The 25,826-nt window shown below is 41.8% G+C and carries 28 protein-coding genes, 1 pseudogene and 1 riboswitch; of the genes and pseudogenes, 20 read left to right on the top strand and 9 right to left on the bottom strand.

Annotation, left to right across the window (positions count from 1 at the left end):
• Nucleotides 1-108 precede the first annotated feature (108 nt).
• Nucleotides 109-990 carry a LysR family transcriptional regulator gene (locus tag EIZ39_RS11275; RefSeq protein WP_129200067.1) on the bottom strand — a complete coding sequence of 294 codons (882 nt, stop codon included), beginning with the start codon at nucleotides 988-990 and terminating at the stop codon, nucleotides 109-111.
• 148 nt (nucleotides 991-1,138) lie between these two features.
• Here EIZ39_RS11275 and EIZ39_RS11270 point away from each other — a divergent pair, with 148 nt between their 5' ends.
• The 5 genes and pseudogenes from EIZ39_RS11270 to EIZ39_RS11250 all read left to right on the top strand — a co-directional run bounded on the left by EIZ39_RS11270 (nucleotide 1,139) and on the right by EIZ39_RS11250 (nucleotide 6,455).
• Nucleotides 1,139-2,332, top strand: coding sequence for a YbfB/YjiJ family MFS transporter (locus EIZ39_RS11270; protein WP_129200066.1), 1,194 nt, complete (start codon nucleotides 1,139-1,141; stop codon nucleotides 2,330-2,332).
• Nucleotides 2,333-2,357: 25 nt separating this feature from the next.
• Nucleotides 2,358-2,561 carry a tautomerase family protein gene (locus tag EIZ39_RS11265; RefSeq protein WP_240675773.1) on the top strand — a complete coding sequence of 68 codons (204 nt, stop codon included), beginning with the start codon at nucleotides 2,358-2,360 and terminating at the stop codon, nucleotides 2,559-2,561.
• Nucleotides 2,562-2,576: 15 nt separating this feature from the next.
• The gene (locus EIZ39_RS11260) at nucleotides 2,577-3,188 is read left to right on the top strand and encodes an FMN-binding negative transcriptional regulator (protein WP_129200064.1); all 612 of its coding nucleotides are present in this window, start codon (nucleotides 2,577-2,579) and stop codon (nucleotides 3,186-3,188) included.
• Between the two features lie 177 nt (nucleotides 3,189-3,365).
• Nucleotides 3,366-4,577: pseudogene (locus tag EIZ39_RS11255) on the top strand (sulfite reductase subunit alpha); the annotation flags it as partial.
• Between the two features lie 177 nt (nucleotides 4,578-4,754).
• Nucleotides 4,755-6,455: a methyl-accepting chemotaxis protein gene (locus EIZ39_RS11250; RefSeq protein WP_129200062.1), complete on the top strand. Its 1,701-nt coding sequence runs from the start codon at nucleotides 4,755-4,757 to the stop codon at nucleotides 6,453-6,455.
• Nucleotides 6,456-6,503: 48 nt separating this feature from the next.
• Here the strand turns inward: EIZ39_RS11250 and ric are convergent, their stop codons facing one another.
• On the bottom strand, nucleotides 6,504-7,205 hold the full coding sequence (gene ric, locus EIZ39_RS11245) for an iron-sulfur cluster repair di-iron protein (protein ID WP_129200061.1): 702 nt from the start codon (nucleotides 7,203-7,205) through the stop codon (nucleotides 6,504-6,506).
• A 158-nt stretch (nucleotides 7,206-7,363) separates the two neighbouring features.
• Here ric and EIZ39_RS11240 point away from each other — a divergent pair, with 158 nt between their 5' ends.
• Nucleotides 7,364-8,776: a cryptochrome/photolyase family protein gene (locus EIZ39_RS11240; protein WP_129200060.1), complete on the top strand. Its 1,413-nt coding sequence runs from the start codon at nucleotides 7,364-7,366 to the stop codon at nucleotides 8,774-8,776.
• A 53-nt stretch (nucleotides 8,777-8,829) separates the two neighbouring features.
• On the opposite strand, the gene EIZ39_RS11235 is transcribed toward EIZ39_RS11240, so the two are convergent.
• The gene (locus EIZ39_RS11235) at nucleotides 8,830-9,072 is read right to left on the bottom strand and encodes a DUF1450 domain-containing protein (protein ID WP_129200059.1); all 243 of its coding nucleotides are present in this window, start codon (nucleotides 9,070-9,072) and stop codon (nucleotides 8,830-8,832) included.
• 187 nt (nucleotides 9,073-9,259) lie between these two features.
• Nucleotides 9,260-10,033, bottom strand: a complete 774-nt coding sequence (locus EIZ39_RS11230) for a sporulation protein (RefSeq protein WP_129200058.1) — start codon at nucleotides 10,031-10,033, stop codon at nucleotides 9,260-9,262.
• A 232-nt stretch (nucleotides 10,034-10,265) separates the two neighbouring features.
• Between EIZ39_RS11230 and EIZ39_RS26595 the strand changes: the two genes are divergently transcribed.
• Nucleotides 10,266-10,409 (top strand): hypothetical protein, encoded by a 144-nt coding sequence (locus EIZ39_RS26595; protein ID WP_164985032.1) that lies wholly within the window; start codon nucleotides 10,266-10,268, stop codon nucleotides 10,407-10,409.
• Nucleotides 10,410-10,498: 89 nt separating this feature from the next.
• Here EIZ39_RS26595 and EIZ39_RS11225 read toward each other — a convergent pair whose 3' ends face one another.
• Nucleotides 10,499-10,696, bottom strand: coding sequence for a hypothetical protein (locus EIZ39_RS11225; RefSeq protein WP_129200057.1), 198 nt, complete (start codon nucleotides 10,694-10,696; stop codon nucleotides 10,499-10,501).
• 13 nt (nucleotides 10,697-10,709) lie between these two features.
• Nucleotides 10,710-10,798: riboswitch (cyclic di-GMP riboswitch) on the bottom strand.
• 138 nt (nucleotides 10,799-10,936) lie between these two features.
• Between EIZ39_RS11225 and EIZ39_RS11220 the strand changes: the two genes are divergently transcribed.
• The 7 genes from EIZ39_RS11220 to EIZ39_RS11190 all read left to right on the top strand — a co-directional run bounded on the left by EIZ39_RS11220 (nucleotide 10,937) and on the right by EIZ39_RS11190 (nucleotide 17,167).
• Entirely contained in the window at nucleotides 10,937-11,929 is a 993-nt protein-coding gene (locus tag EIZ39_RS11220; RefSeq protein ID WP_129200268.1) for an NADPH:quinone oxidoreductase family protein, read from the top strand.
• A gap of 116 nt (nucleotides 11,930-12,045) precedes the next feature.
• Complete coding sequence (locus tag EIZ39_RS11215) at nucleotides 12,046-12,960, top strand: ArsR/SmtB family transcription factor (RefSeq protein ID WP_240675772.1); 915 nt, start codon at nucleotides 12,046-12,048, stop codon at nucleotides 12,958-12,960.
• A complete protein-coding gene (locus EIZ39_RS11210) occupies nucleotides 12,957-14,186 on the top strand; it encodes an MDR family MFS transporter (RefSeq protein ID WP_129200056.1) in 1,230 nt (409 codons plus the stop codon). Before EIZ39_RS11215 ends, EIZ39_RS11210 begins: the two co-directional genes overlap by 4 nt.
• A gap of 57 nt (nucleotides 14,187-14,243) precedes the next feature.
• Complete coding sequence (locus EIZ39_RS11205) at nucleotides 14,244-14,663, top strand: Rrf2 family transcriptional regulator (protein ID WP_129200055.1); 420 nt, start codon at nucleotides 14,244-14,246, stop codon at nucleotides 14,661-14,663.
• Nucleotides 14,664-14,786: 123 nt separating this feature from the next.
• Entirely contained in the window at nucleotides 14,787-15,998 is a 1,212-nt protein-coding gene (locus EIZ39_RS11200) for an iron-containing alcohol dehydrogenase (protein WP_129200054.1), read from the top strand.
• Nucleotides 15,999-16,120: 122 nt separating this feature from the next.
• A complete protein-coding gene (locus EIZ39_RS11195; protein ID WP_129200053.1) occupies nucleotides 16,121-16,768 on the top strand; it encodes a DsbA family oxidoreductase in 648 nt (215 codons plus the stop codon).
• 18 nt (nucleotides 16,769-16,786) lie between these two features.
• Nucleotides 16,787-17,167 carry a sulfurtransferase gene (locus EIZ39_RS11190; protein WP_129200052.1) on the top strand — a complete coding sequence of 127 codons (381 nt, stop codon included), beginning with the start codon at nucleotides 16,787-16,789 and terminating at the stop codon, nucleotides 17,165-17,167.
• Between the two features lie 99 nt (nucleotides 17,168-17,266).
• On the opposite strand, the gene EIZ39_RS11185 is transcribed toward EIZ39_RS11190, so the two are convergent.
• From EIZ39_RS11185 to EIZ39_RS11175, 3 genes are all read right to left on the bottom strand, one after another.
• A complete protein-coding gene (locus EIZ39_RS11185) occupies nucleotides 17,267-17,671 on the bottom strand; it encodes a RidA family protein (RefSeq protein ID WP_129200051.1) in 405 nt (134 codons plus the stop codon).
• A gap of 125 nt (nucleotides 17,672-17,796) precedes the next feature.
• Nucleotides 17,797-19,128: a hypothetical protein gene (locus tag EIZ39_RS11180; protein WP_164985031.1), complete on the bottom strand. Its 1,332-nt coding sequence runs from the start codon at nucleotides 19,126-19,128 to the stop codon at nucleotides 17,797-17,799.
• Between the two features lie 435 nt (nucleotides 19,129-19,563).
• Complete coding sequence (locus tag EIZ39_RS11175) at nucleotides 19,564-20,286, bottom strand: DsbA family protein (RefSeq protein ID WP_164985030.1); 723 nt, start codon at nucleotides 20,284-20,286, stop codon at nucleotides 19,564-19,566.
• Nucleotides 20,287-20,486: 200 nt separating this feature from the next.
• Between EIZ39_RS11175 and EIZ39_RS26590 the strand changes: the two genes are divergently transcribed.
• Nucleotides 20,487-20,627, top strand: coding sequence for a hypothetical protein (locus EIZ39_RS26590; RefSeq protein ID WP_164985029.1), 141 nt, complete (start codon nucleotides 20,487-20,489; stop codon nucleotides 20,625-20,627).
• 21 nt (nucleotides 20,628-20,648) lie between these two features.
• Nucleotides 20,649-21,305 (top strand): FMN-dependent NADH-azoreductase, encoded by a 657-nt coding sequence (locus tag EIZ39_RS11170; RefSeq protein ID WP_129200048.1) that lies wholly within the window; start codon nucleotides 20,649-20,651, stop codon nucleotides 21,303-21,305.
• A 45-nt stretch (nucleotides 21,306-21,350) separates the two neighbouring features.
• Here the strand turns inward: EIZ39_RS11170 and EIZ39_RS27720 are convergent, their stop codons facing one another.
• Nucleotides 21,351-21,539 (bottom strand): IDEAL domain-containing protein, encoded by a 189-nt coding sequence (locus tag EIZ39_RS27720; protein ID WP_368666315.1) that lies wholly within the window; start codon nucleotides 21,537-21,539, stop codon nucleotides 21,351-21,353.
• Between the two features lie 274 nt (nucleotides 21,540-21,813).
• Here EIZ39_RS27720 and EIZ39_RS11160 point away from each other — a divergent pair, with 274 nt between their 5' ends.
• The 4 genes from EIZ39_RS11160 (at nucleotide 21,814) to EIZ39_RS11150 (ending at nucleotide 25,825) form a co-directional block, all read left to right on the top strand.
• Entirely contained in the window at nucleotides 21,814-22,155 is a 342-nt protein-coding gene (locus tag EIZ39_RS11160) for a hypothetical protein (RefSeq protein ID WP_164985027.1), read from the top strand.
• A gap of 29 nt (nucleotides 22,156-22,184) precedes the next feature.
• Nucleotides 22,185-22,337, top strand: coding sequence for a hypothetical protein (locus EIZ39_RS26585; RefSeq protein WP_164985026.1), 153 nt, complete (start codon nucleotides 22,185-22,187; stop codon nucleotides 22,335-22,337).
• 173 nt (nucleotides 22,338-22,510) lie between these two features.
• Nucleotides 22,511-24,475: a TRAP transporter permease gene (locus EIZ39_RS11155; protein ID WP_129200045.1), complete on the top strand. Its 1,965-nt coding sequence runs from the start codon at nucleotides 22,511-22,513 to the stop codon at nucleotides 24,473-24,475.
• A 69-nt stretch (nucleotides 24,476-24,544) separates the two neighbouring features.
• Entirely contained in the window at nucleotides 24,545-25,825 is a 1,281-nt protein-coding gene (locus EIZ39_RS11150) for an ATP-binding protein (protein WP_129200044.1), read from the top strand.
• Nucleotide 25,826 lies beyond the last annotated feature (1 nt).

Here is a 25,826-nt window from a genome sequence, read left to right as displayed (position 1 = left end):
TTCGTTCATATCAACGAATCCCTTGTCTGCATTAAAGGTTTCGGATCATTGTTTTAATTTGTTCCACTTTGCGAAAGCGCAACAAATTTCCTTATTGATTACCTATTTTCAATCTATGGATTCGTGACCTGCTTCACTCATCATGTCCATAAACCTAGCTAGCGCTGTCGTCGTGATAGCGTCTTTTCGTCGTATGAATAGGGTTTGAACAGACGAGTAAGGCTCTGGGATGGAATGATAGGTAAGGGTACTGGACTGAACATGTTTTTCTATTACGGAGAAGGGAAGCAGGCTAACACCCAAACCGGCAGAGACACAACCCAAAATGGCTTCAAGTGTACCAAATTCCATGATTTTAGGATCTATAATTCCCTCTTGGTGCATCCACTGTTGGAGCTTGGCTCGGTAGGAACATCCGGCACGAAAAACAAGTAAAGTGCGAGTTCGAATGTCTCCTAGAGAGCACAAGGGTGGATGAATTTTATCCGTGATGAGGACGAGTTTTTCTTCGATAACGACCTTCTGAATAAGGTCAGGGTGGTCGATTGGGCCAGCGACAAATGCTCCGTCTAATTCATACTGCAGGACACCTTGAACATGCTGCTCAGTTGGACCTGTTACAAGAGAAAGATCGACGTCAGGGTATAGATGGTGATACTGAGAAAGAAGGCGCGGGAGCCGAACGGCTGCCGTTGTCTCCATTGAACCTAGTCGTAATGGCCCTTTAGGGGTATGATCGTCTTTCATGGCTTTTTCTGTTTCATCAATGAGGTGAGAGATTCGTTCAACGTATCCAAGTAGTAGTTGTCCTTTAGTTGTGAGTGTAATTCCTCTATTATGTCGGTAGAACAAGGTAGTTTGATACATGGTTTCTAATTGTTGAATTTTAGTTGTTACATTTGATTGGGCGTAATTAAGCTCTTGGGCCGCACGTGTAATACTGCCCGCCTTAACAACCGTTTGGAACACTTTAAGTGCTTGTAAATCCAAAAAAAATGCACCTCTCTCGTTATTGCCGTTTTCTTTCATTTTGCCATCTTTTTTTCAGATGGGAAAGATCTTTTTTCTGTATTTTACCAGATAGTGAAATCAGATTATGATAAAGAAGACCTAAGAGTGAAGGAGGTGACGAGAATCAATGGAGAGACATCCTGTTTTTGCCTTGATCGGAGGGGGATTCGCTCTAATCATTGCCATGGGGATCGGGAGATTTGCCTACACACCTCTATTGCCCTTAATGCAAAACGATGTTGAGTTCTCGAACGCTGTGGCGGGGTATCTTGCTTCTAGTAACTATGCCGGTTACTTTCTAGGAGCGATGCTTGCAGGGATGACGTCAAGGAGAAGTAGAGCTGTTTTTTTAAAGCTGGGTATAATTTTCAGCATCTTAACCACGGCGTTCATGGGATTGTATCCATCCTATTGGTTATGGTTTATCTGGCGCTTTTTATCTGGAATGGCGAGTGCCTTCGTCTTTGTGTTGGCAACAGGTATAGTCATGGATCAGTTGGCTTCAAGGGGGAAGATGAATTGGTCCGGTATATTCTATGGAGGGGTTGGACTGGGAATATGTTACACTGGACTCATTGTTCCTCTGTTACAACATTCATATGGATGGAAGGGTGCTTGGATGGGACTGGCTGCAACCGGTGTCGTACTCTTCCTCTTTGTCTGGTTTTTACTAAGAGATGAGAGGACGACGTCCGAACCTAGCATGACACAAGATTCTCTTGTCAAGCTCAAGCTTCCTTCGAAGAAATGGCTTCCTTGGTTGATTGCAGCATATGGGTGCGAAGGACTCGGATATATCGTTACCGGGACGTTCATCGTGTCCTTTGCTGATCGACTTCCTGAATTTTATGGTGATGCGACAAGAGTATGGATATGGGTGGGAGTAGCTGCCATTCCTTCTTGTATGTTGTGGTCCATGCTCGGAGGGAAGATAGGATGGGTACGTTCGCTTGGGCTTGCTATGGTTCTCCAGTCTATAGGAATGGTTGTCCCTGTTTATTGGTCATCACCCATGGGTTTTACGGTAGGTGCATTATTATTTGGAGCTACATTTATGGGTATAACGACACTAGCTACTATGTTAGCAAGGCAAATCAGCCCATCCAACAGCAGTAAGGTTATTGGCATTCTTACGTCGTTCTATGCTCTTGGGCAAATGATAGGACCTAGTGCTGCTGGCATTCTATCCTCCGTTACGCAGAGTTACCATGAAGTTTTAATTGGAGCAGCAGGAGTGGTAGCGGTAGGGGCAAGTCTATTATGGGTAGGCCTTCAATTTGAGAAAAAAGCCGTTCGCTTAACGAGTACAGATTACTTATAAAATAAACGAAATGAGGTCAAACGCTATGCCATATGTTAACATTAAAATTACAAACGAAAATGTAACCCCTGAGAAAAAAGCGGAATTAATTAAAGGCGTTACCCAGCTACTTGTAGATGTGCTAGGTAAGAACCCCAATACGACGGTTGTCGTTATTGATGAAGTGGAAACAGATAATTGGGGAATTGGGGGCGAGAGTGTTACCGTACGGAGGCAACAAGGGAAGTAAAAGGGAGAGGATAACATGTATATACCTTCATCTTTTGAAGTGAAGGAGAAGGAATCGTTATACGAATTTATAGAGAAGAATAGCTTTGCTATCATTTTTTCGCAAACGGAAAATGGCCCTTACGCAACCCATGTCCCTTTATTGTTAGAACGGGAAGAAGGATGCTTGTATGGACACATGGCGAAAGCCAATCCTCATTGGAATAGTAGGGAAAATGAAGTCCTAGTCGTTTTCTCCGGTCCGCATACGTATATTTCGCCTTCGTGGTATGAGACCACACTAGCCGTTCCAACATGGAATTATGTTGCTGTTCATGCATATGGAAAGCTAGAACTAATCGAAGATCCTGAGGAACTGAGACGCATTCTTGACGACTCCGTGAACGTTTATGAATCAACTATGCCTAACCCCTGGAGTATGAGCAGCGTAGATTCAACCTTTATCTCCAACCTATCGAAGGGAATTATAGGGTTCCGAATTGAGATCGAGAAGCTAGAGGGAAAGTGGAAACTAAGTCAGAACCATTCGAGGGAGCGACAAGATAGAGTGATTGAAGCCCTAGATAGTCAAGGGGATGAGAATTCCATTCAGATCGCTAACCTAATGAAAAAGAATAGAAATGAATAATAAAGGAAGGTGACCCCACACCCAAGTTTATGGGGTTACCTTTTTTAGTTTAATCGGGAAAATCGGAGGAATGGTCCGTTGAGGTATAAATAACTTTAATTCAGGGGAATTTTAATAAGACAGTTTACCTATTATTAAATGTTTGTAAAAAAAACATATCTGATTTTCTCATCCCGTGTTATCCTAAGATTATATAAACATTATGGGGTGAAGAGTATGCAACTTACTGAGCAACATACTGAAGCCAAAAAGGGGCTAACAACATTTTCAAGGACCAATCCATTTCAAGCTAAAGTTCTCAAAAATGTAAACCTAAACGGAGAAGGATCTAGCAAAGAGACCAGGCACATCGAGTTATCATTAGAAGGATCCGGCCTATCCTATATTCCTGGTGATGCCTTAGGTATTGTCCCTTCCAATGATCCTCAACTAGTGGCTTTACTTCTTGAGGAAATGAAGTGGGATGACGAAACGTTAGTTGAAATTAACAAGCAAGGAGACACACTTCCACTGAAGGAAGCGTTAACATCCTACTTTGAAATTACGTTGTTATCGAAAAAGATTCTACAGCAAGCAGCCGAGTTCACAGTCAACGAGGATCTGAAGAATCTTTTATTAGTTGAAAACGCAAATCAACTGAAGGAGTATACCGTAGGACGTGACTTGCTTGATATGTTGCGTGATTTCGGTCCTTGGAACGCTTCTGCTCAAGACATTGTTTCCCTATTAAGGAAGATGACACCACGTCTGTATTCCATTGCGAGTAGCATTGCGGCTAATCCTGAGGAAGTGCATCTAACGATTGGAGCTGTTCGTTACGAAGCGCATGGTCGCTTACGTAAAGGGGTTTGTTCCGTTTTATGTGCTGAACGTCTTGATGAAGGCGACACGCTGCCAGTATTTATACAGCCTAACAAACACTTCCATCTGCCCGAATCTCTTGATAAAGATATTATCATGGTTGGGCCAGGGACAGGCATTGCGCCATTCCGTTCCTTTATCCAGGAACGTGCGGTTACTAAAGCATCCGGTAAATCATGGCTATTCTTTGGTGACCAAAAATCCGCAACTGATTTTCTTTACCAGGACGAGCTGCAACAGTACCAGCAAAATGGTGTCCTGACAAGATTGGAAACAGCATTCTCTCGTGATACGGAACAGAAGGTATATGTACAACACAAAATGCTTGAAAATAGCAAAGAACTGTTTAATTGGTTAGAAAATGGAGCTTACTTCTATGTTTGTGGAGACAAGCAATATATGGCCAAAGACGTTCATAATACACTCATCGACATTATTGAAAAAGAAGGTGCGATGACGCGTGATGCAGCTGAAGCCTATCTAAATGATATTCAAGAAAAAGGACGCTACCAACGTGACGTGTATTAAAAGGTAAGTGAAAAAAGAGTGACTTTATACCGCATCCAGCGGATATAGTCACTCTTTTTTTTTAGGTGTGATGTTATTTACACAAAGCATCAGCGGATAGTGACCTATATCACTGTCAAAATTCGAAACAAGTGATAAGGTTCAGATAATAGATAGAAAAGGGGAGGGCTGGAAACCGTGAGAAGGACGATTACTTGGCAGTTAGGGGTTATTATTATTGTTGTCATATTTGCTTCGATGATCATATCTTCCTTATCCAACTACTGGGTTAGTTACAAGAAGACTTATGAAGCAGCAGGAATTGAGGCGGTTGGCTGTGCTAATATTACCACCGGTTTAGTTAAACCAAACGATATAGAGGAGATTGTTAAAGGGAACGAAGAAAAATTAATAGCCTTGCAAAACACACTTAATTGGACAACGGACCATAAAAGTCTTTTTGAAGCGCATTATATTCTCCTCCTTGACGGGACTGTGCTAGCTGCAGATGCCAATCTACAGAGTCAAGGTTTTAAAGCGGGCGATTCGTTTTATATTGATCAAGAAGTGTTGAATAAAATGAAAGAAACGGGGCATCCTCATTATTCCCCTGTTTACGAGTTTGGCGGAATGAAACGAGTGACGGGGTACGCCCCTATTTTTCAAGATCATGATCCAAGTAAAGAGATATTGGCTTTAAACGCGATTGATTTTAATGCGGATATCATTACCGCTAGGACATGGGAATCGGTAATGGGCACTTTCGTTATGGGGTTATTCCCGATGACCCTTGCTTCGATCATTACGATCTGGCTCATTCGAAGAAGAACAAAACCGATTAGTGATTTAATCGAGTATGCGAAGAAAATTGCGGATGGAGATTTGTCCATTAAAGATGTACATACGAACAACAAGGATGAAATTGGGGATTTAGCGATGACCTTAAACCTCATGGCTCACCATGTCCGCGTGCTCATTCAGAAAGTTCATTCAAGCTCGGAACAGGTCACCACTTCTTCTGGAGTATTGTTATCGAGAGCGGAGCAAACTCATCATGCTACAAAACAAATTGCTGACACGATGAGAAGCGTTGCAAGCAGTGTAGATAATCAAGTAGGGTATGTGGATGAAACCACGAATACGGTAAGAGATATGTCTAAAGGTGTTAAGGAAATGGCTAATCGGACACATTCAGTCTCGGTAACTGCCTTGGATGCTTCTGGAAAAGCCTCCGAAGGGGGCCAAGCGATCGAGGTGGCAGAGCAACAGATGCATTCCATTCATCAAACCGTAAATGGATTAGCGGACGTGGTAAAAGGGTTAGGGGCTCGTTCGGAAGAGATTGGCGAGATTATTAAAGTGATTGGTGGGATCTCTGCTCAGACCAATCTTTTAGCACTTAATGCAGCTATTGAAGCAGCAAGAGCAGGGGAACAAGGACGTGGTTTTGCCGTGGTAGCCAGTGAGGTTCGCAAGCTTGCTGAGCAATCCGCCACTTCAGCGACGCAAATCTCTCAGCTAATCTTTGCTATCCAAGAGGAAACACAGAAGGCTGTTCATTCAATGGAATTGGCGATAAAAGAAGTAGAAACCGGCATAGGGGTAGTCCACACGGCTGGAGAATCCTTCGGTCAGATTCGAGCCTCTATTGATGAGGTTACGATGCAAATCCAGGAGGTTTCTGCTGCGGTACAACAAATGGCAAGCGGTGCAGAACTTATTGTTCAAGCTATGCAGTCCATAGACAACGGTGTGGCAATCACAGCATCGGGGACACAGGAAGTCTCTGCTGCAACGGAAGAACAATTAGTCTTCTTAGAGGAAATTTCAAGTTCTGCTCATTCTTTATCCAGTATGGCGGAAGAATTACAGGTATTAATCAAAACGTATAAGGTGTAGGCATAGTAAAAGCTCAATCCGTCATTCTTATGGATTGAGCTCTATGCTTTATTTTGCGTTAAGTACACGTGGAAAGAGGATGTAATTTTCTAGATGAACATGGGCGAAAGTATCCGTCTCTAGCTCCTCAAGTTTCTTAAATGTAAGCTGATAAGTCATGCAAGCTCCCTCTGGAGGAGTATAGTCCTTGGTGATCTCTCGCATTCTAAACAGAATGTGGCCAGCACCCTCATGTTCATTTTCCAATTCATAGATTCCATCGCGAAGCTTGGCTAAACGTTCAGGAGTTGGACTACTTTCATATTCAAGGATGGCTGGGAAGATGAGTTCTTCCTCTTTCTTTGTATGATCCTCCAACTCTTTCTTCAATTTATGGAATAGGGTATGCAGTTCTTCGAGCTCTGGTCGATCGGAGCCATGGACACGCAAAATCTTAGTAACATAGGGACTAATCTCCGGAAGTTGCTGGGAGAGATAGGTGTGATGGGTTTGAAGAATATGGTTGATTGTTTCATGGTAGGAAGCTTGTGTCCAATCTTTATCCTCTTGTGGAGCCTGGCTTACTAAAGCTAGCGTATTTAGTTGTTCAAGGATATCCTCACTATTGAGATTTTTCTCATCCAACACTTGGCCTATCGGACGATTGCCCCCGCAGCAGAAGTCAATTCGATACTTCTTTAAGATAGAACTGGCTTGAGGCACTTGTATAACGATCTCTCCAGTATGGGTTGCACGATCAAATCGTAACATGTCTTATCCCCCTTAATTTAGATGTCTTTTACATCTTTATTGTAAGACGAAAGGAGACTGATTTCCGTGATGGATATCACTTTTTTTGATATGCTAGAATTAGAAGCAAAGACCGGCTTAGCCTAACGACATTTCCAGATAGAAAGAGGTGAACTTACATGAAGGAAAAGACAACAATTGTTTGGTTTCGAAGGGATCTTCGCATCCATGACAACCCGGCGTTATGGGAAGCCGTGCAGCGGGGAGTGGTTCTACCTGTTTTTATCTGGGAAGATTGTATGTCAGAGCAGGCTACTTCTTGGTGGCTACATCAATCCCTTGCTCAACTAGAACAGACCCTCCAAAAATTGGGGTCGAGGCTGATCCTGAGACAAGGTTCGAGTCTTGTGGTTCTAAAGGAAATACTGAGAGAGACGAACGCTGATGCCCTATATTTTACCCAAAGGTATGAACCGACGATAAGTGATGAAGATAAACAAATAAAGCAAGCATTGCGGGAATATGTTGAGGTTCGGAGCTTTCATGCCCACTTGTTGTTTGAACCCAACTCTATTTTGACGCAACAACAACAGCCTTATAAGGTATTTACTCCATTTTGGAAGCAATCGAGGAGAAGGGATGTAACTGTTCCACTTCCGAGTCCTGGCAAAATCCCAACCTTTCAGGGAAATGTAGAAACCGTTTCGTTGGAAGAGTTAGGTCTATTGCCTAAAGTCAAATGGTATAATAAATTTTCTTCGTATTGGACACCCGGGGAAAATGGAGCTATGCTTCGATGGAAGGAATTCGCTGAAGGGAGATTGGATGGCTATTCAACGAAAAGAGATTTTCCATTCTCCTCTCACGCTTCAGGATTATCTCCGCACCTTGCGTGGGGAGAGTTGAGTCCAAGATGGATATGGCATAACCTCAAGGAAATCAGCGACATTAGTGAAAATCAGGAGCATGTTGAAGCCTTCCTTAGACAGTTGGTTTGGAGAGATTTCGCTTATTGCCAATTACAATATTTTCCTCGTATTACGAATTCTCCTCTACGGGCGGAATTTTTGTCCTTTCCATGGGAAGAGGATGAGGAAGCCTTTAAGCAGTGGAAGCAAGGACAAACCGGTTATCCATTTGTAGATGCTGGTATGAGGGAGTTGTGGGAAACAGGGTGGATGCATAATAGGGTTCGGATGATTGCCTCCTCTTTTCTTGTCAAGCATCTCCTCATTCCATGGAAAAAGGGAGCTAACTGGTTTGAAGAAACATTACTTGATATGGATATAGCTAATAATACGATGGGGTGGCAGTGGGTTGCGGGCTGTGGATTCGATGCATCCCCTTACTTCCGGGTTTTTAATCCTATTACACAAGGGGAGAAGTTTGATCGCAATGGGGATTACATACGCAGATGGGTCCCTGAACTTGAAGGTTTACCTAGTGAATATATCCATCGCCCATGGACGGCTCCTCAGCAAGTTTTGCAAGCAGCAGGGATTGAGTTAGGAAACACCTATCCTTTACCTATCATTGATCACTTGTATGCGAGGGAAAGAGCCTTAAATGCCTATCAGATGATAAAAAAGTAAAAGATTCGAGAATTATATTACATTGATGTAAAGAAAGTACGGTATTATTTGGATTAACGGAGGGACTCTTTCCATTCTTTAAGTATGCGACGGTTAATGTAATCGTAGAGATCTTCAACACTGTCACAGGCAATGGTCTTACCATCTAGTTGGGCGAAAGGTTCTTTTTTGCAAGTTTTACATTTTCCAAGGCAATCCTTGCGTTTAATATTGACTCCTTTATATATGGATTTTAAGGTTTTATACAATTTCTTAGTTTCAGAAGCATTCTTTTTACAAAAGGATAGTTTCTGCATGGCCCTTAACACCCCTCAATCAAACTGATAATCATTATCAAAATAACCTCTAAGATTATCCTATCAGAAACCAATTTCCTCGTCATCTAGAAAAAATTCACATCTGGGATTCGAAAAGTTTGTATGCGAATAAAGGTGACATACTAAAACAACAGCCATCTCCATTAAGAGGTGGCTGTTGCAAGAATCAACAATAAGAGCTAATGACTCCGTGAAGGCGAGAGGCCGTAGCTTGAACCCCACGATTCACTTCCTGGAACGGAAGAAATATGGAGACCTTAGACTCATCTAGATCTAAACTTTCAGCAAGGAACGATACAAGCCCTCGAGCCTTCCGATCGATTTCCATCATGACACGTATACCGTCTCTTTGTACAAAAAAGACCAATTCGATTTCATCTAACTTTCCCCTGAATGCTCCGCTGGTTGGTACAAATTCAAACTCTTGAATTAAGCCTATTGAACTTCGGCCAAATGGAAGATTTTCTGCTTTTCTCAACGTGAAACCAAGAGATTGTGTTGCTTCCAATACTGTTTGAACAGCTTCATGAGGTCGAATGGTAACAAAATCTCGATCAGTTGGGTCCATTGCTAAAGAGATATCCATAGCGGTTTGAAGCCAGATTTTGCTGTTGCCAATGGTAATAGGGGTGTCCATAGGGATTGGGAAAGAGAAGGACAAATCTTTGCGTTCCCCTCTTGCAATGGTAAATCCAGATACAGCTCTATGGGACATAAATGAAACATTCTGCTTAACCTTTTTGTCATCCACTTCCTTGATGACTTCAGTTACTAAACGAAGATCTATTCCATTGATCTCTTGGTCGATGTTTCCGCCCTGGATCAAAAGAGTCCCTGTGAGATTTTCACCGGCAGTATAAGTGTTCTTATCTAGTTTCGCATCTACTTTAGCAGCGCCAATTCCTATACTAGCTTTGACCTTGTCAAAAAAAGACATCATGTTTTCCCCCTAACGTAATGGAATCCTTTTCCTCTTGATAGTACCATTACTTGTGTCTTGTCGTCACTATGTACTGTGAAGAATTTGTTATATCCTACTGCGAAACCATAGCTACGGTTCTTATTGTGTTAGAATAGCATATCGATCGTTATTTTCGATGAAAATGATGAAAAACAATCGTTAGAATTGTTGCTTGATTTATCATATCCTATTTCCAAGGAGGGGATAGGATATGAAGCTAATGGTCATTTTGATTCAATGGTTTGGTTTTAAGAGAAAGGGTAAGTCACAAAGATCTAAGGATGAAAGGCTCAGTGATCAGCTGGAGAGAGAACTTGAAAAAAGACAAATGGATAACGATAGATATTATGTGTAAGAAGTACTCTATTAAATAGAGTGCTTTTTTTATTTGAGGACAAGTCCTTATACTCCATTTAAACAACCCAATAAAGAAAAAAGGCACTTCTATGCAGAAGGCCTGTTCTCCAATCTATTATTTAAATTTTCTATCCTGCAATTAATCCCCTGGATCGATTGATACAATTCCATTCGTTCACGCCAATTCAACTTGGGGTCTAACACGTCATTCTTAAGTCTTTCCTTCAGCTCCATCAGCTCATGAATATTGGAAATGAGCTCTAACCGATATAAATCTAACTTCATAAAAATTACTCCTTTCGGTAGCCCGGCTACCATGGTTTATACATAAACTTTAGGCCCGTGGCTTTGCGTCTTCATCTTTCAATGAATTTGCTATTATCGAGGTTTCTCTTTATTTTTACCATAAGTTCCTCGTTTTGGGAAGGCTTTTTTGCATTCTTCTATCAAACTTGGTCATTGGTAGGAATTGCTATCATGATATAATGAAGACGTTACTAGAATAGCGAAGGATGGTGTTCGGTGATGTCAAAGTTCTCTGCCCTAGTTGTAAATAAAGTTGACGATCAATTTACAGTTGATATCAAGCAAATGACATTCGACGATTTACCAAGTGGAGATGTCACGATTCGCGTAGCTTATTCAAGTGTTAATTTTAAGGATGGACTAGCTGCTGATCCGAAGGGACGTATTGTGAGGTCTTATCCGTTTATTCCTGGAATTGATTTAGCTGGAACCGTGGTTGCATCTGACGATTCCCGTTATCGTGAAGGGGATGAGGTGATTGTAACAAGTTATGAACTGGGTGTGAGTCATTTTGGAGGTTTTAGTCAATATGCTCGTGTACCAGGAGATTGGGTGGTCCCCCTCCCTAAGGGATTAACCCTGAAGGGTGCGATGGTTTTAGGGACGGCGGGATTTACAGCGGCGCTTTCTATTCAGCGTTTAGAGGAAAACGGTTTGAAACCCGATAAAGGGCCTGTACTGGTAACAGGAGCAACAGGTGGGGTAGGCAGTATTGCTGTTTCGATGTTGAGTTTGAATAGCTATCATGTCGCCGCAAGCACAGGCAAGGAATCAGAGCATGAGTACTTACATCACCTTGGAGCTAAGGAGATCATCAATAGAGGAGAGTTAACGCCAGAAAAGATAAGTCCACTTGATCAACAACGCTGGGCGGCTGCTGTTGATCCGGTTGGGGGGAAGACCTTGGCTTATGTATTAAGTACGACTCAGTACGGGGGATCCGTTGCTGTTAGTGGATTAACGGGGGGAGGCGAGGTTCCAACAACCGTTTATCCTTTCATTTTACGCGGCATTAATCTCCTCGGAATTGATTCCGTTTACTGCCCTATGGCTACACGCCTCAAAATCTGGGAGCGATTGGCGAATACCTTCTCAACGAACCGTCTATTAGACGACATCGCTACCGAAGTTCGATTAGATGAATTACCCGAAGTGTTATCAAGGATTGTGAAAGGGAATGTTCGTGGGCGCAGTGTTGTAGGTTTGCAATAGTTATTAAAAATTGTCTAGGATAACTTAATCACAAAAATCCAGTACAAGATACTGGATTTTTTTTCTAATTCATAGTATCATTGCTTCAAGTCATTCGATGGAGGTCGAACGTCGTTGTGTATTCTATAAAAGTGAAATATTCCCCTGTTTATGAGCTAATTAATAGCTTCTATGCTTATATTTACTACCCTAATCTAAAGGGGATTACGCTAGATGATCAATGGTTGAAGAAGATACGAGAACGACTTCCTCAAGATTATGCGGAAACACTATTAGATGAACGCTGGGAGGTTCTTCATCGTACGGTGCTGTTAGTTTCCCAGTGCCCCAACGCTGAGACGGTGGAAGGATTTTTAGGGTGGTTAGAACAGCTGCCTGCAGGAGAATTATATGAAAGACTATCTCCATGGGTTCAGACGATTCCTCTTAATCTAGCGGAAGTCAGGGACCAAGCTGTATGGCTTTTACAACGCTGGCACGAGTATTATTTTCAGTTTTTTGATCAGTCGTGTCTCAGAGACTTGCAAGAAGAGGCGCATACTTTAATGTCTCGTCTCGAAGTAGAGAAGCCGGTTGATTTGATCGACCAAGTGACAGGTGGCATTTATATTGAACCGGTACAAGAATTACAAGAAGTCATCTTAGTACCTCAATACCACTGCGCACCAAGCACGATTCTGGATTTTTACCGTGCAATAGCGGTCTGCCTATATCCTTTGCGACCTAACTCACAGGGGAAAGAGGCAAGACAAAATGTGCTTCAGATCGCCCAATGTCTAGGGGATGAGAGGCGCTTAACTATATTACAATACCTTAGTAGGGAACCAAGGACACTGATTCAGATTCATCAACATCTGAAGCTTGCTAAAAGTACAGTCCATCATCATATGACCTCTCTTCGCCGAGCGGGGCTTGTGAGGGCTCACTATATCAACAGTACGAATGTTGCCTATTATAGCCTTCGGGATTCTTTTATTGCGCAGCTAGATCATAGCTTGAAATTTCTTCTCTTTCGTATGGAGGATGAATGAAGTCACTGCTATCGGACTTAAGAGAAAACCATATTGTGGTCAATACGTTACTCATAGGAACTATTTTTGTATCGCTGACCAGTTCGATGAGTATGCCTTTTCTAGCAATTTACTTATTAGAAACCACGAAGTTGGATTATGCCACCATTGGATTAATCGTGGGGGCAGGACCTCTAGCTGCAACGCTTGGGGGTTTCGTCGGGGGATATCTGTCTGACCTGTTGGGAAGAAGTCGTTTAATGTTCTTATCGTTAGTTATTCTTACTTTATCCTTCATCGGATTCGTCTTTGCGACTCATACCTTAATATTGCTGGGGCTTAGCTTAACAAGAGGGATTTCTGCTTCCTTTTTCAACACTATTTCTAAAGCGCTTATGGGCGACCTGACACTTGAGGAAAAGCGGCTACGTATGTTTTCCTATCGCTACTTAGCAATTAACCTAGGATTCTCCATTGGCCCTATGATAGGTACTTTTTTAGGATTTGGAGGGAGTATGCAAACCTTCCTGCTAGCAGGGGGAATTTACCTTTTATATGCTGCCGTCTTATGGAGACAAGTAAACCAAAGTAAAATCCATGAAGCTGCTGCAACAGAATCAAAAGTATCGATAAGCTATACCTTAGGTGTCCTCCGTCGAGATACGCCATTGCTCCTTTTTCTTATAGGCGGCACACTCTTGATGACGGTACATGGACAGATGTCGGTTACTTTATCTCAATATTTGAAAGAAAATATAGTAGATGGGGTACGGTTATTTGGCGTGTTAATGAGTATTAATGGACTTACGGTATTGCTTTTACAAATTAAATTAACTCAGTGGTCAGAGAGATTCTCTAACTTTAGGCGAATTGGGGTGGGGTGTTTCCTCTTTCTCTGTGGGGAAATTGGGTTTGCTTATTCAGTTCATTGGACAGGATTTATTCTTGCTATGATGATCTTTACGATTGGAGAAATATTAGTGGTGCCAGCGGAATATGCCCAAATTGATCAGATTACACCCCAGGGAATGCGTGGGACTTTCTATGGAGCACAAAGCTTTTGTGAATTAGGCAGCTTTCTTGGGCCTTGGGCAGGTGGGATGATCCTCTCTACATTTGGAGGGAAGACCATGTTTCTTACTCTTGGGATCGTATCCATAACAAGCCTAGTTTTTTATTGGAAGGGTCAGCAAATTTTCAAGAAAAAGAGGACAGGATCAACGCCGTCATGGCAAGTTGGATATTGACTTTATGAACTGTGTACACTACTATTACAGTATCCTTCATAAGGAGGAATGAGTTCAGTGAATAGTGAATTTACGATAGCCGTTCACAGTCTTGTTTTTTTAGCTTATTTACCTGATCATATGGCCAGTAGTGATTTAATAGCGAAGAATGTTTCCACCAATCCTGCAAGAATTAGGAAGATTATGAGTTGTTTGCGTAAAGGTGGTTTCGTCAAGACCAAAGAGGGAATTGGCGGAGGGTATATTCTGAATGGTGAACCCGAAGACATTACCTTAGCTCAAATTTATCGTACGGTATCCTGCGGTACCATTAAGCCGCATTGGTGTACCGGTGATCCGGATGAGGATTGTCTCGTCTCTTCTAAAATTCAAGTCGTTATGGATGACATCTTCGATGAAGCTGACCTGTATTTTGAGAGATATCTGGATCAGATTACGATAGCCTCAGTTCTGAAGAAAATTAAACAATGTCAATGATATTGTTTAATTTTTTGGAATAAATGTATATAATTTTATTACAGTTTGAACGGAAGATAGACCTAAGGATATGCACATAATACAGGTTATGAATGAGTATAAGAGAAAACGGAGTGAAAATTTATGTTAAATTTTGTACTGCACTCTCCTACGAGAATCCACTTCGGACAAGGGGTAGTGAACCAAACCGGGGACATTGTAAGACAACATGCGAAGAAGGTTTTACTAGTTACAGGTCGTTCCTCAACAAAAAAGACTGGAACACTACAAAAGGTTATGGCCTCTTTAGAAAAAAGTGGTGTCGAAATGGTATTGTTTGATCGAGTGGAACCCAATCCCCGAGCTACGACAATTGATGAAGCGGGAGAATTAGCCAGGAAGGAACAATGTGAGCTCATCATTGGTCTTGGTGGAGGATCTGCTATGGATGCGGCGAAGGCCATCGCTACTGTCGCGATATCCGGTCGGCCGATACATGAATACATTCGAGGGAATCAAACCAGATTATGGAAAACCTTACTCCCTATTCAACAAGCGCTTCCTATTATTACGATTCCAACCTTAGCAGCGACAGGATCTGAGGCGAATTCGGGTGCCGTGATTACGAATTGGGAAACGAAAGAAAAATCGAGTATTTCAGGTCCTGGTTTGTTTCCGAAGGAGGCCATTCTCGATCCAGAACTGACATACAGCGTGCCAACGAATTATACTTCGGATGGTGCTGTAGACATCTTTACTCATCTGTACGAGGCTTACATGACCGGAGATGAGCAAGCTAACGTACAGGATGAAATTACAGAGGGACTTATTCGCAACGTCGTTCGTTACGCCAAACAAGCCATCGATACTCCTGATGATTACGAAGCACGTTCCCACCTGTTATGGTCTAGCACCTTAGCGCTAATAGGGATACCGAATGCAGGAAGAGGGGGAAGCTTCCCAGTTCACCAGATGGAGCATACTTTGTCCGCTTACTATGATATTTCTCATGGGAGAGGCCTCGCCATTCTCACTCCTGCCTATTTCCGAAGAGTGGTGAAGGAGGATCGCCCACATCGTTTGGCACGCCTTGGCCGAGCGGTATTTCAGGTGTCAGCTCCTAATGATGTAGAGGCAGCGGAAGCGACTATACAAGAGGTAATCAAGTGGTTTAAGGAATTGAATGTTTATGACACTCTTGAAGCGGTTGGGGTTGCAAAGTCTGATCTTCAAATGATGGCAGAAGAAACCATCCGTATTAGTGGAGGGGACCAGAACTATATAGCAGGAACGAGATCTTTGTATGCCAAAGACATTCTGAGTATTTTTGAGGAAGTATATCATACACAGGTGTAGCATCATTTTAGGGGGCCATTTATGGGCTCCTTTTCACGGGATTAACTGTAACAAAAATTATTTTATTTTTAGCAGAGTCCTCTAGTAGGAAACCTAACAACAACAAATTTGGAGGTAAAATAATGACCCTAAAAATTCGAGTATATTCCGATTATGTTTGACCGTTTTGTTTAATAGCGGAGGGTCCGCTAGAAGAGGCGATGAAAGGAAAAGATGTGGAAGTCGAATGGATGCCCTTTGAATTGCGCCCCTATCCTCAACCAACGTTAAAGCCTGAGGGAGATTATTTGCAAATGGCATGGAAGCAGTCCGTTTATCCAACTGCAGAACATTTCGGAACTAAGATGGTGTTGCCGAGGGTATCGCCTCAACCGTATACACATTTAGCCTTTGAAGGATACCAAATGGCTAAAGAACAAGGTAAAGGAAATGAATATAATCACCGAATGCTTACAGCCTTCTTTCAAGACGAACTGAATATTGGTGATATTGATGTGCTTACTCAACTAGCTGGAGAGATTGGACTTAACGAACAGGATTACAGAGGGGCCTTAGAGACGAGAAAATACAAGGAGGTTCATCAAGAAGCTTTACGTCATGCGTATGAAGAAGCGAATATTCAAGCCGTTCCGACCTTTTATATTGGTGAACGTAAGTTGCAAGGTCTTTATAGTAAGGAGTCCTTAGAACAGGTTATCCAACAAGAATTGGAGAAAACTCCGTCTATTCATAAGGATGGTTTAGTCTGTGGAATAGATGGATGTGAATAAGAGAGGGAGAAAAAGAAAATGCTTGCCTTAATCCTAGGGATCTTAACTAACACTTTGTTGTTCACTCTTTACCGGAGATATGTTCCGGTAGGGAATGTACCATGTATAGATAGGGATCAAATCGTCCCGAGAGAAGATGTATTGTTGTTAGATGTGAGGGACTACAACATTGCGACGATGCACCCTGTAAAAGGGGTGTTACAACTTCCTTACGCCTATCTAAAGCGACACTATGGAGAAATTGAACGTAAGGATATCATTATTGTGACAAGTGACCAGCTGTTGCTCAATCTGAGTGTTCGATTCCTAAGGGGAAAGGGGTTTTCTATTGTGGGATGTTTTAAGGCAGAGGGAGAGAACACCTTCCTTGCAGATAGAAAGGAATGCAGGGCGTTGTAAAAATGAAGGCTCTGAGGCCTGAAATTGATTCAGCTGTGTTTCAGGGTGCCCCTTATCAGTCAGATTTACCGACTGATGGGTCACCCTTTTTCCTATTATTTACTCGTCCATCACGACAGTAGCTTCAATTTCAATTAAAAATTCAGGTAATGCTAGACCGGTTACACCAATAATGGTTTGAGCAGGGGGAGGTGCGTCTCCAAAAAACTTTGCTGTTGCTGCACCGATGATGGCATATTCGTGAGGTTGAGTGGTATAAATCGTGGTCTTTGCAATGTGATCCCAAGTAGCTCCCACTTCGTTCAATGCATGTTGAATATTTTGGTAAACCATGTCAGTCTGCTTGGCAAGATCGCCAATATCAATGACTTGTAAATCTCTATCCCAAGCGACTTGTCCAGACAAATAAACAATCTTTTTTCCTTTCGGAATGACGACATGGGTATAACCAAACGGATCATGAATGGTACTAGGGTTAATAATTTCTCTGTGTTTACTGTGCATAGATGGCCTCCTTAGGGTGAGAATGAATTTAGAATTTTATCAATATTATAACACTAGAGACAATGGTAGCATTATATATGGTAGATATCAAGATTATTTTTAGAAAATTCGTTATTTTATTCTACCTAGTGAAACAAGGTGAGTATAGCAATACCGATCGTACATATGCTGAGTAGGTACCATCCATTATCTCGTGTTCCCACCTCAATACTGGACCTTTTTACTAGTGTGCTGACTAATAGATTAAGAGGATTTACCGGACTTAGTACAGAAGAAGTGGCCCAGGAAAGCATAATGATCATCGCTAATATTTCTTTACTCGTACCTAGCAGAATAGGATCCATCTGAGTAGCAAGTACAGTTACGACAACGACTTGGTGGATTCCCATATAGGTTACCACAACCATGGTCACAAGGATAAATAGGGCAAAGAGTAGGAATGATATCTGCGAAATGTCGATCATAAATAGGCTAAGTCCTTGACCAAAGCTTGTTCCAGTAAGCGATTGTCCGAAGAATCCCGCACTTATATACATAATAATTTCATTGTTCATGATAGGTACCGAGTTATCTCGATAATCCATGAGATAATGCCTTAGTGATTTCCACTGGTTGGAAAACAAACACCATAAAAGTGGAAATAGGATGGCTAGAAAGCTAACTAAGACAAGCATAGACCAATGGGTGATCGATTCCGCGATAATGGTTACAGCCATCAATGAAAAGATAATGACAGCAAGAAACTTCAATCTTTTTCCGTGTTCGGGCGATGCAGTTCCTATTTGATCATGGACTGGGTCAAAATTTTGATTTCTTGCCCAAAAGCCAAACATCAAATTACCTATGATTAAGAAGAGAATAGCCAAACCGAATCCATACTTTACATAATCGGTGATCGAAACATTGAGATACAAAAGAGTAATGGCCACGGCAGCATAATAGGGTGACCAAAGGATTGTCGTAGAAAATCCAACCAGGTAGGCTTTGGACAAAAAAGTTGAATTCAACTGCAACCTCTGAGTAAATTCATGAACAATTCGAATAGATCCAAGATTCAGTATGGGCCCGAGAAAGAACAGCACTGACGTAATACCCATAAACATTTTTCTTGGATGATTCCGAAACTGTTTAAGATAGATCAATATGGAATCAAAAAAACCACCCATCTTCAGTGGTATGGATAGTAGCGGAACGAGGACGAGCAGGGTCAATAAGGGAAGATTGGCCGTAATTCCATTTACCGCTTCTTCTATTCCGTCCCCTTTCAAGATGGTGAAAACAATGGCTGCTAAAAACATGAGTAAACTAAAAAAACGCGGTGTAGCTCTTGCAAGCGTAATACTACCTAGAAAAGCAATAATGGCACATATGGCAAGGACGTACTCAAGAACTTGAGAACCAACAAAGTATTGAACGAGGAACAGTAAACACATAAGTAATATGAGATAGCTTCTCAACACAAACACCTCAGATAGGTTTGACCTAGGCTCTTGGTATACAATAATTAACTCTTATCTTATCGAATGTAACTTTCTTTCGTCAATTGGATTATCAATTGCAAGTGTCATTTAAAAAGGTACCCATGATAAATTGGAGCTAGATTGGATTGGGAGGTAATCTAGCAGACAATATAAAAAAATAAGCGGAGAATGTTCCACTGTCTTAGGATTTAACCTCAAAAGGAGGAATTTAGACGGAAAATTCTCCGTTATTTGTTCAAAACTAGCTGATCTTAGGGTTTTCGAGGCCCATAGACGGAAATCGTTCCGCTATTTATCGTGTTTTTCGCTACTTGTAGGGAATAGCGGAAAATTGTCCGGTTATCTTCGGAGCGCTAGATTTCAAAACCTATTCTGCCTTTCCTATAGGGAGTGATTAGTTATACTGTTTGATCATGGAGTATTGTCTTTAGCCTGTAAAATGGCACTTTTGATGGCTTCGTAATCGAAGGTCTCGTGGATGGACAGTTCCTTACCATTAATAAAAATAGTCGGTGTTCCTCGTATACCAGCCTTATTTCCAATGGAAGTATCTAATTTGACTTGATCCGCATAGGTCTTTTCTTCGATGTCCTTCTTAAGTAGATCAAAATCGATAGCTAACTTTGCCTCCTGAGCAACTTGGATGAGGTACTCTGGCGTAGCCCAGGATTGCCTCTCATCTTTCTGGTTCGTGAAGACAGCATCATGAAACTTCCAAAACTCCTCTGGATTTTGGTTGTAAATGGCCTCTGCCGCCAGAGCAGCTGTTGTGGAGTCACCATTAGGGCTAATAATCGGATAGTTTACGAAATAATATTGAACGGTTCCATTGTCGATAAAGTCCTTTTTGATGAGGGGGAGAATTTCCTCGTCAAAGGCCTTGCACGATGGGCACTTAAAGTCGGCGAAGCCAACCATTTTTACTGGAGCGTCGTTCGAACCGAGTGCGGGTTGCTGGTCATACTCAAAGACCTCGTCATTCACAACTTGCCCCGTCTGTGGACCGGAAGCAGCCTTGTAAAAAATAGCTCCGACACATACCAATAGGATAACAACCAGGGTCCAGCCCATCACTCGTTGTGAGGGAGGTGATTGTTTAGCGTTAGGTTTTTTATTCGTCTTTTTCTTTCCCATATTGCTCCTACTCCTTCTTTCATTTACTCTTGTCATTCCTAATAAAGGAAAGTCTAACTCATATTCTCCGAGAAAACCAGTAGATAATTTAACTTTAAAAAAGCGCTTCTTTTTTTCAATGCTCCAAGGCTAAATAAATTTCTATCTAAGGGGAAATATAGCAAGAGATGGATATTCCTTGTACGGGAAGGAGGGACAGAATGTTCACATATGGTCAAGAGATTCCACTTGATGATGTTCCACCGGAAGCAAGTGAAATGAAACAGAGAACCCCCTTAGAACCCAGTCCGCATGTATTTGCTTATGGGAAAGAAATCTTTACCGAAGATGATCTTACATAACTGGAAAGGAATTAACAGACCATGGCTAAAGTACTATATATTACAGCAAATCCGAAAGCAGACGAACAATCCTACAGTCTTTCTGTCGGTAGAGCTTTTCTTGATGCTTACCGTACTGCAAAGCCCAACGATGAAATTATAGAACTTGATCTTTATCAGGTGGATATTCCATATATTGATACGGATGTATTTAATGGTTGGGGAAAGCTTCAGCAAGGAACAGCCTTTGAACAGCTGTCCGCAGAGGAAAAGGCGAAAGTCGCTAAGATTAATGAATTTACAGAGCAATTCATATCGGTAGATAAATATGTTTTTGTTACCCCATTATGGAATTTCAGTATTCCTCCTAAGATGAAAGCTTATATCGATACCATTTGTATCGCTGGGAAAACCTTTAGGTATACAGAGAATGGTCCTGTTGGGCTATTATCGGATAAGAAGGCTGTCCATATTCAAGCTCGTGGTGGGGTGTATTCTGAAGGTCCTGCCAAGGATGTTGAGTTTGGGGATCGTTATATGAGAGCGATATTTGGCTTTATTGGGATTACCGATGCGGAATCCATCATCGTGGAAGGGATGGCTCAAATGCCTAATGAAGCAGGAGCGATTAAAGAAAGGGCTATAGCCCATGCAAAAGAAGTGGCATCTAGATTTGCTGCGGAAACAGTGAGGGTGTAGAGTATTGAGAGAAAAAGCCCATGCGGGCTTTTTTTCTATATGAAATTATGGTTGGGATTCAAAGTTTAATTTATAAGCTAATTCGTCAAACCATTCCTTATCACGAGTATGTAAGGCTAAATCGATTAAGAATTCTAAACTTTTTTTATATGGTAAGGTTTCAAAGTGACTTTCACAATAAAGGACCACTCGTTCTTTATCCAGAGTTTCAAATATAAAGCATGGGGCTTGCATAAAATAGTCAATCTGTTTAAATCGTACTTTATGTTCATACAAAGGGTTGCTGAGCGAACTAATTTTACATAAGTCTCCTTCGTTCAACTTTGTGAAGAAATATAAAAACAAGTCCTCATGCCTCCTTGACATACTTTAGATACAGTATAACATGCGCAAGGGGAAATAGGATGATAGAGTGCAGAAACAAAATAATGGCTGCTGATTATTTCCTTCAATCAGGATATAATCTATAACATGTACCAAGTAATGATCAGAGAGATAGGGGATCGAATTGAAATTATTCAAATGCCTTTGTATTGTCATGGTATTACTCTTATCTTTGCTAGGTTCTGCTTCTCCACTTCAGAAGTCATGGACTGACCAAACCCAAACCTATTGGGTGGATCATGAGAACGATGATCAACTCTCGCTGATTCAACAGCGTGTACTTATACTACTATTCGTTATCCCTACTTTGCTTGGCTACCTATTTAAGTATAGTTTCATTTTACAAAGTTTTGCTCGGTTCATGCGGTTTTTACATCTATTTATCTTATATCAAAAACATGAGGAGACTCTACAACCTATAAAGTATGGGTCCAAGTTCTTAGACAAGCTCCGGCCTTTTTCCTAGAAACTAAATAAGAAAAGGAGCTAGTATAAATGGAAAAGAACTTAAACGTAGAAACGAGCAATGTATTGGATAATAGAGTGAGAAAAGAGGAGATTATGGCAAGGGATCTTAAATTTAGTCTCTTGTTGTCTATTATTTTGATGTTGGTGGTCTTTCCAATTGCTTACTACTTTCAACCATAAATGAAACTAGGATGAGAATTAAGCGGTTGCCATGAGGGCGACCGTTTTTTTTACCTTTAGGTATATGTTAAAAAATTTATTTTTTTGTTTGTTTTCGGATTTTGTCGGATTTGGTAGGGCCCCTTTAGGATGTAGAAAGTAGGATATAAAAAATGTATGGGGGTTACTATTATATGTCAAAGATCAACTCAGGATCTGATGCTCCTATTCAGGAGAATGAGATGCAGGAATTGTTGTCCAAGTACGATAAGGAGTCTTCTTATCGTGTGCTAGTAGGGAAGCTGGGTTGGTTGATTTCGATCTTGGCCATCGGTTTTTCTTTATACCAGATATACGCATCTATTTTTCCGCCGCCTCCAGCGCAGATGCACCGTTCAATCCATTTGGCGTTTGCTTTAGGTCTGACTTTTCTATTGTTTCCCGCAACTAAAAAGGCAGATCGAACGAAAATATCTCTGATCGACGCCGGGTTGTCCATACTGTCAATGGCAGTGAGTCTTTATTGGGTCTTTAATTTTGAACAGCTCATTCAAAGAATCGGAAATTTTAATCAAGTGGATTTAATCGTGGGAGGAATAGCCATTCTTCTAGTAATGGAAGCAGCACGCCGAGTGGTTGGTATTCCTATTGTTATTATTGCCGGTGTATTTATGCTATACGCGTTATATGGGAAGGATATGCCCGGATTTCTGCATCATAGAGGGGTTTCAGTTGAGCGTTTGATTAGTCATCAATTTTATACACTAGAAGGGATTTTCGGTACGCCTCTAAGCGTATCTGCTACCTTTATCTTTTTGTTTCTACTATTTGGAGCATTTCTTGAAAAAACAGGTGTGGGTGCGTATTTTAATGATTTAGCTCTAGCGGTTGCCGGAAAGCGAATTGGCGGACCTGCGAAAGTTGCTGTGTTTTCTAGTGCCCTTCAAGGGACAATCAGTGGAAGTTCCGTTGCAAATGTTGTGACTTCAGGCGCTTTTACTATCCCTATGATGAAGAAGCTGGGGTATCGGAAGGAATTCGCTGGAGCAGTTGAAGCAGCTTCCTCAACTGGAGGACAAATTATGCCACCTGTGATGGGGGCGGCCGCGTTTCTTATGGCGGAGTTTACGGGTATTCCCTATTGGGAAATAGCTTTAGCGGCAGCTATCCCTGCAGTCCTTTACTTTACCGGGATATGGGTGATGGTGCACTTAGAGGCAAAGCGTATTGGCTTGCGCGGACTTACAGATGAAGAGTTGCCAGATAAGAAAGAGGTATGGAAAAAGTCGTATCTTCTGCTTCCTATTGTAGCGATTATTGCCTTCTTGATGACCGGAGTATCGCCTATTAGAGCAGCTTTATACGGGATAGTAGTTGCTATTTTAGTAGGTTCTTTCCGTAAGGAGACCCGAATGTCTTTTCGAGATATTTTACAAGCTCTGGAAACCGGGGCACGTTCCGCTCTAGGGGTTGCTGCTGCTACAGCCTGTGCTGGAATTATTGTCGGTGTGGTAACCTTAACTGGCGTGGGGCTGAAATTTGCTAATGGATTATTGGCCTTTTCAGGTGGCCTCATTCTCTTGACATTGTTCCTTACTATGATCTCTTCTCTACTCTTAGGGATGGGAACACCCACTACAGCCAACTATATTATTACCTCTACAATTGCCGCACCAGCTATTATTGCTTTAGGTAAGCCTGTTCTAGCAGCGCATATGTTTACGTTTTACTTTGGTATCGTGGCCGATATTACACCGCCGGTAGCCCTCGCTGCCTTTGCCGCTTCGGGGATAGCAAAAGGGAAACCGATGAAGACCGGTGTTCTATCTACGAAGTTAGCTATTGCCGCCTTCATCATCCCTTATGTCTTTGTTATGTCGCCAGAGTTACTTCTGATTGACGCCACATGGTCAGAAACAGCATGGGTAGTTACGACCTCTTTAATTGGAATGATCGGTGTAAGTGCAGGATTAATTGGATACGGATACAAGCCTATGAGTTGGTGGGTAAGAATTATGTCGGTTGCGGCCGGATTAATGCTTATCGTTCCGGGCCTGATCACCGATACAATCGGTATTGGTACACTAGCTGTCATCTTTGGCTCGCAATGGCTAAGCCAAAGAAGAAAAAATGCCGATACTACTTTGGATGCGGCATAGATAAAATATGGAAAACAGCGAACCTTACAAGAGGGTTGGCTGTTTTCCTTCTTTATAGAAGGGAGAACTATGGAATTGGACAGACAAGTCCGGATTGTTTTTCTGATTGCTTTCCTAACCACATTAGCTGGAGAATTGAGCATTACCCCTTTTAACGGGCAGGACTTCAGGTTTGCCCTAGGAACCAGTGTATTTTTATTTCTGCTTTTGCTATTTCCTTATGTTTCGTGGACAATCAGCGGATTGATTACAGCGCTTTTCATCCTGGTATTTAGGGTAGGACTTGATGCTGCTTCCTTTCCATTCCACGGATTTTCATTGACTGAGAGTTTGGCAAATCATGTGCCTTCGAGCTTTTTTTATTTCTTCTTCGCCGTAGGCCTGCGAATCCTTCGGAGAGATGACCCTGAATTTATTCCCTTTCGGTTAGGGCTGTATATTTCTTTAGTTGATTTTTCTTCAAATATTGTAGAATTACTTATAAGGCATTTATTGTCTGAAGGAGTTGAATTCAGCCCCCGGTTAGTGGCCTATTTGATGATCGTTGCTCTTTTCCGCAGTTATTTTATTCTAGGTTTATATAATAGCTTATCCATCCATCGGTTGCGTACCCAGCACATAGAACAGCAAAAGCGTATCGAACAAATGCTTCAGGTTGGTACGGGATTATACGGAGAGACTCTTTATCTGCAAAAGTCGATGGATCATATTGAACAAATCACGGCCAGAAGTTATGATTTATATCGTCGTTTGAAGGAGATGAACCATCCTGAATTAAGCAGACAGGCTCTAGATATTTCTCAGCAGATTCATGAGGTCAAGAAGGATTCCCAACGAATCCTGGCGGGATTAATGAATTTAGTAGACCGCGAAAGTACGATGGAAATGAAACTTTCAGAAGTAATGGATTTTGTGGCAAGGGCAAATGGAAAATACGCAGAGATGCTGCACAAGAAGGTCCGAATTCATTGCCTAGTAGAAATGGATTATACAACGACAGAGTATGTTCCCTTGCTTACCCTTCTGAATAATTTAACGGCAAATGCCGTTGAAGCGATATCGGAAGAAGGGACAATTACACTAGAGTTGCACGGGAATTCTGCCGAAACCATCTTCCGGGTCATAGACACCGGGTCAGGCATACACCCTGGGGACATGTCTATTTTATTCGAGGGTGGTTTTACTACGAAGTTCAATGAAAGAGGAGTCGCTGCAACTGGAATTGGGTTGTCACATGTGCGCGACATTGTGCAATCCTTAAATGGGTATACTCGTGTTCAGTCAAGGCCAGGGGAGACCATCTTTACGATCGTGCTATCCACTTATGAATTAGTGAAAAAAGGAGAGTAGA

It is taken from the genome of Ammoniphilus sp. CFH 90114 (genome assembly GCF_004123195.1).
Lineage (GTDB): Bacteria > Bacillota > Bacilli > Aneurinibacillales > RAOX-1 > YIM-78166.
The sequence above is the reverse complement of the archived record's forward strand: the minus strand, read 5'-3'. Positions and strand labels throughout refer to the sequence as shown.

Coding starts and splice junctions, on each gene's coding strand:
- EIZ39_RS11270 (WP_129200066.1), top strand. CDS start 1,139: ATGGAGAGACATCCTGTTTTTGCCTTGATCGGAGGGGGATTCGCTCTA.
- EIZ39_RS11265 (WP_240675773.1), top strand. CDS start 2,358: ATGCCATATGTTAACATTAAAATTACAAACGAAAATGTAACCCCTGAG.
- EIZ39_RS11260 (WP_129200064.1), top strand. CDS start 2,577: ATGTATATACCTTCATCTTTTGAAGTGAAGGAGAAGGAATCGTTATAC.
- ric (WP_129200061.1), bottom strand. CDS start 7,205: ATGTTACGATTTGATCGTGCAACCCATACTGGAGAGATCGTTATACAA.
- EIZ39_RS11240 (WP_129200060.1), top strand. CDS start 7,364: ATGAAGGAAAAGACAACAATTGTTTGGTTTCGAAGGGATCTTCGCATC.
- EIZ39_RS11235 (WP_129200059.1), bottom strand. CDS start 9,072: ATGCAGAAACTATCCTTTTGTAAAAAGAATGCTTCTGAAACTAAGAAA.
- EIZ39_RS11230 (WP_129200058.1), bottom strand. CDS start 10,033: ATGATGTCTTTTTTTGACAAGGTCAAAGCTAGTATAGGAATTGGCGCT.
- EIZ39_RS26595 (WP_164985032.1), top strand. CDS start 10,266: ATGAAGCTAATGGTCATTTTGATTCAATGGTTTGGTTTTAAGAGAAAG.
- EIZ39_RS11225 (WP_129200057.1), bottom strand. CDS start 10,696: ATGAAGTTAGATTTATATCGGTTAGAGCTCATTTCCAATATTCATGAG.
- EIZ39_RS11220 (WP_129200268.1), top strand. CDS start 10,937: ATGTCAAAGTTCTCTGCCCTAGTTGTAAATAAAGTTGACGATCAATTT.
- EIZ39_RS11210 (WP_129200056.1), top strand. CDS start 12,957: ATGAAGTCACTGCTATCGGACTTAAGAGAAAACCATATTGTGGTCAAT.
- EIZ39_RS11200 (WP_129200054.1), top strand. CDS start 14,787: ATGTTAAATTTTGTACTGCACTCTCCTACGAGAATCCACTTCGGACAA.
- EIZ39_RS11190 (WP_129200052.1), top strand. CDS start 16,787: ATGCTTGCCTTAATCCTAGGGATCTTAACTAACACTTTGTTGTTCACT.
- EIZ39_RS11185 (WP_129200051.1), bottom strand. CDS start 17,671: ATGCACAGTAAACACAGAGAAATTATTAACCCTAGTACCATTCATGAT.
- EIZ39_RS11175 (WP_164985030.1), bottom strand. CDS start 20,286: ATGGGAAAGAAAAAGACGAATAAAAAACCTAACGCTAAACAATCACCT.
- EIZ39_RS26590 (WP_164985029.1), top strand. CDS start 20,487: ATGTTCACATATGGTCAAGAGATTCCACTTGATGATGTTCCACCGGAA.
- EIZ39_RS11170 (WP_129200048.1), top strand. CDS start 20,649: ATGGCTAAAGTACTATATATTACAGCAAATCCGAAAGCAGACGAACAA.
- EIZ39_RS27720 (WP_368666315.1), bottom strand. CDS start 21,539: ATGCAAGCCCCATGCTTTATATTTGAAACTCTGGATAAAGAACGAGTG.
- EIZ39_RS26585 (WP_164985026.1), top strand. CDS start 22,185: ATGGAAAAGAACTTAAACGTAGAAACGAGCAATGTATTGGATAATAGA.
- EIZ39_RS11155 (WP_129200045.1), top strand. CDS start 22,511: ATGTCAAAGATCAACTCAGGATCTGATGCTCCTATTCAGGAGAATGAG.
- EIZ39_RS11150 (WP_129200044.1), top strand. CDS start 24,545: ATGGAATTGGACAGACAAGTCCGGATTGTTTTTCTGATTGCTTTCCTA.